This is a genomic window from Oleiphilus sp. HI0061, assembly GCF_001635675.1.
Genome location: NZ_LWFE01001088.1, coordinates 1 through 3,487, shown reverse-complemented (window position 1 = coordinate 3,487; position 3,487 = coordinate 1). Strand labels below are relative to the sequence as shown.

At 45.3% G+C, this 3,487-nt stretch carries 5 protein-coding genes; 3 read left to right on the top strand and 2 right to left on the bottom strand.

Annotated features, from left to right (window positions below):
* Positions 1 to 171 (bottom strand): NAD(P)-binding protein (locus tag A3735_RS29020; RefSeq protein ID WP_156499702.1); only part of this gene is annotated, 171 nt, incomplete at its 3' end.
* A gap of 225 nt (positions 172 to 396) precedes the next feature.
* Positions 397 to 1,842, bottom strand: a complete 1,446-nt coding sequence (locus tag A3735_RS15430; protein WP_082880434.1) for a wax ester/triacylglycerol synthase family O-acyltransferase — start codon at positions 1,840 to 1,842, stop codon at positions 397 to 399.
* 266 nt (positions 1,843 to 2,108) lie between these two features.
* Here A3735_RS15430 and A3735_RS15425 point away from each other — a divergent pair, with 266 nt between their 5' ends.
* From A3735_RS15425 to A3735_RS15415, 3 genes are all read left to right on the top strand, one after another.
* Positions 2,109 to 2,684 (top strand): glycine zipper 2TM domain-containing protein, encoded by a 576-nt coding sequence (locus A3735_RS15425; RefSeq protein WP_068509409.1) that lies wholly within the window; start codon positions 2,109 to 2,111, stop codon positions 2,682 to 2,684.
* Between the two features lie 61 nt (positions 2,685 to 2,745).
* Positions 2,746 to 3,012, top strand: a complete 267-nt coding sequence (locus tag A3735_RS15420; RefSeq protein WP_068513369.1) for a PepSY domain-containing protein — start codon at positions 2,746 to 2,748, stop codon at positions 3,010 to 3,012.
* Positions 3,013 to 3,025: 13 nt separating this feature from the next.
* A partial coding sequence (locus tag A3735_RS15415; RefSeq protein WP_068638235.1) for a response regulator transcription factor occupies positions 3,026 to 3,487 on the top strand: 462 nt, incomplete at its 3' end.

The following is a 3,487-nucleotide window of genomic DNA, read 5'->3' as shown; positions in this document are numbered from 1 at the left end:
ATACATGAAGTAAGCAAAAGCCCCGGGAACCTTGATCATCGGGCTTTTATCTCGCGGCCCGGCTTCCAGCACAAGCACGGTTTTATCACCTTCTTGGGATAAACGCTGAGCTAATACGCTGCCCGCAGAACCAGCGCCAATGATGACGTAATCGAAAGTCAGTGAGTCCATGTGGTGTGCGCCTCTTATTATTATCAAATAAGCTCATCGTTTTGAGAACAAGCTTATCAATGTGGTCGTGTATTTGTTGAAGATAGTTTGAACGATAGGAAGGGGCTTGAAAAGGGAAATCTCACTTGTGAGCCTTGCTAGTAAGGGGGAGGTTCTTTAACTAGAAGAGGGTTTACAGCCTTAGGCTCTAAACCCAGAGTGGAATAACTGTTCGCAAGATAGTAATTATGCGGCTTGTTGTGGAGAAGGCGCTTCTGGTCTCTCAGGTACCAGTTCTTGGTATAGCTCGTCCAGTGCCTCGTTGAAATTACTTGCCAAAAAGCTGACCTTATCAGCAATCGATTCACAGCTAGTCAGGCTGATTGTTAGTGTATCGACATAGCTGGTGACCACAGCAGTTAGCGCCATGTTATCAACGATCGGTGCAACGCCTTCAAGAGATTTTAGCTCGGCGCCATTCAGAAACAAGGGAACCTTGGGGCCCGGTACATTGGTGATAATCAGGTTGAAAACGGGCTTTAGAATATTGGCTAGACGAAGGCGTGTATAAGCTTTCATGGTTAAGGAAGAAGACCACGAGGGAAGATGCTTCATGATTCGTTCAACCGCGACTTTATAGTTAAACTCTTTGGCTCTAAGGGCATTTTGATGAATCATGCCAAGTCGGGAGCTCGGGCTGTCGAGGTCTGTCGCGAGCGATATGAGCATTGGAGAGATTAGGTTCCCTCCTGAACTTTTTGGGCTTCCTTGTTCGTCCTTTTCTCGTTTTGATACGGGAATCATAGCGACTAAAGATTCTTCAGGAAGCTCATTGCTTGTTTCCAGGTTCTTTCGCAGAGCACCTGAGCAGATTGCTAATACAACATCATTGATTGTGCTGCCCGTGTAGGCCTTTCTAATTTCCTTTACTTTGTAGAGCGGTAGATGGGCGCTTGCAAAGAAATGCTTTTTACTGATTGCTTGATTGAACGGCGTTTCAGGTGCGGTGAAAAAGTGCGGAGGACGCTGTTCCTTATCGAGCATTCTAAGTGCTTGGGAGCTGAAGATAGAGTGACTCAGACGTTTAGCTAGGCCGTAAACCTTAAGTGGGCTGCGATAGGCGTTTTGAATGTGCTTGCTACCAATTTCATAAACGGTGCTCGGCAAGTCTTGGTGTTCGGGTTTCCAATCATCGGTAAGCTCGGCTTGCGGGGCGCTTTTAGGGCTTAGTAAGCCAGCGAGAATATGCTCGGCAGACATACCATCGACTGCGGCATGGTGAAACTTCAGCAGGACAAAAAACTCATCCGGCTTGTTTTCACTTTCCATATACATTATTTCCCACAAAGGCCTGTGATGATTTAGTGCGCGACTAAAGAACTGGTTGATAACCTGCTTTTTGTCATGTTCGTGCAGCTCACCTTTCAAACTTGTGTGGAACAAGTGTTGATCAATATCAAAGCTCTCATCGTCTAACCAGGCTGGTCGATCAAGGTCTAGGATTTGTGTCGCCAGCTTCTTTCTAAAAACAGGCGATATCGACAGATGCGATTGAATATGACTCTTGAACTGCTCGAAGGTCATTGTCTTGTTCTTAGGCTGAGAAAAGGTCAGCGTGCAGCCGATGTGCATGGGTGATCTGGCAGATTCGAGGTGTAAAAATGAAGCATCGAGATTGGATAGTCTGTGCATGGTGCCTCCGGGGTGGCTACACGTTGCTGGATGAGTTAGCTAATTCTTTCATTTGTGCGCACAACTGTAAACTCAAATGTTGATTTTGTTTGATCTGTGTCTATTTGTTTTTTTAAGTGATTGATTTTTTATTGATTGTATTTTTTATATTTCGGTGTTTTGTACGCTGAAATTTCATTTTTGTATTCATATTCTTTGTTCAGCTTTCATTCAGCTTTAGTGTTTTAAGATTATTCCACCTTCTAAAAAGAAAGAGGAATATGAACATGAAACAATTAACCTACTCAAGAAACTACCTACCTCAGCCTACGGTATTGGTGGCGTTTATTATTGTGGCGATGCTATTCAGCTCGCTTAGCTATGCGGGTGGAAGGAGTCACCGTTCAATCGACTTTGCTCGCGTAGTGAAGGTGGAGCCGATTATTAAAACCATTGAAAAAAGAATTCCCGAAGAGGAATGTTGGACTGAACAGGTTCGATATGATGATTATCCTAGAAGTGAGCATTCACATACTAGTACTATTCTTGGCGGTATTATTGGTGGCGCAATTGGTAATGCTGTAGGGCACCGAAGCAAAAACAAGAAGATTGGTACGGCTGTGGGTGCAATATTAGGGGCCTCAGTGGGGAGCGATATCGCCTCGAATGAGCGTCGTCGGTATAAAACAAGGTCACACTACCGTGATGAACAGCGCTGCGAAACCCGGCATCGTATAAGCTATGAAGAGAAGGTGCTCGGCTACCATGTATGGTATCGTTACAAGGGTGAAAGATATAAGACCCGAATGGATCAGAAGCCGGGTAAGAAAATAAAAGTGCGTGTCAGGGTGGAACCTTTTTAGAAGGGAGCTGTGACACCGAAAGAAGCCTCGTTAGTTGGCAACGTTCGCAAAGGTGATTGCTATGAAACTCGTAAAACTTTTTTTGTCCGCCGTGTTGCTGGTGTGCTTATCCGCAAACCTGGTCGCAGAGACAAAGAATGAGAGAATTGGTCGAGATCAAGCAATTGCCCTTGTTCAGGAAAGGTTCGAAGGAAAGGTCCTGAAAGTTCAGCTCAAAGAAACGCCCCGTGGTAGCGTCTATCGGGTTAAGTTTTTAACTAAAGCGGGTCGAGTTAGGGTGTTGCATGTCGATAGCCTGAGTGGTGAGCTGCTCAGTGGCGCCAAGTAAAGAGAGCTAGACGATGAAGCTTCTAGTGATTGAAGATGAAAACAAACTGCGAGAACAGTTGGCAGATGCTTTAAAGCAACAATCTTATTGTCTTGAACTCGCGGCTGATGGTGAAGAAGGTTTATATAAGGGAATGGAGTTCCCGATCGACCTGGCGGTTGTGGACTTAGGTTTGCCAAAAATTGAAGGCGTTGAAGTGATTCGTCGTTGGCGAAAAGCGGGGAGGGACTTCCCTATATTGATACTGACTGCTCGCGGAAATTGGCAAGATAAAGTTGAAGGCCTGGATGCTGGTGCAGATGACTACCTGGTGAAGCCTTTTCATGTCGAAGAGTTATTTGCACGTATTAAAGCCTTGCTCAGACGTTTTGGCGGCCAAGCCTCTTCAGTGCTAAAGTTTGAGACTCTGACAATAGACCTATCGGCCAAGCAAGCCACAGTAAATGATAGCGCGATTGACTTAACTGCTTTTGAG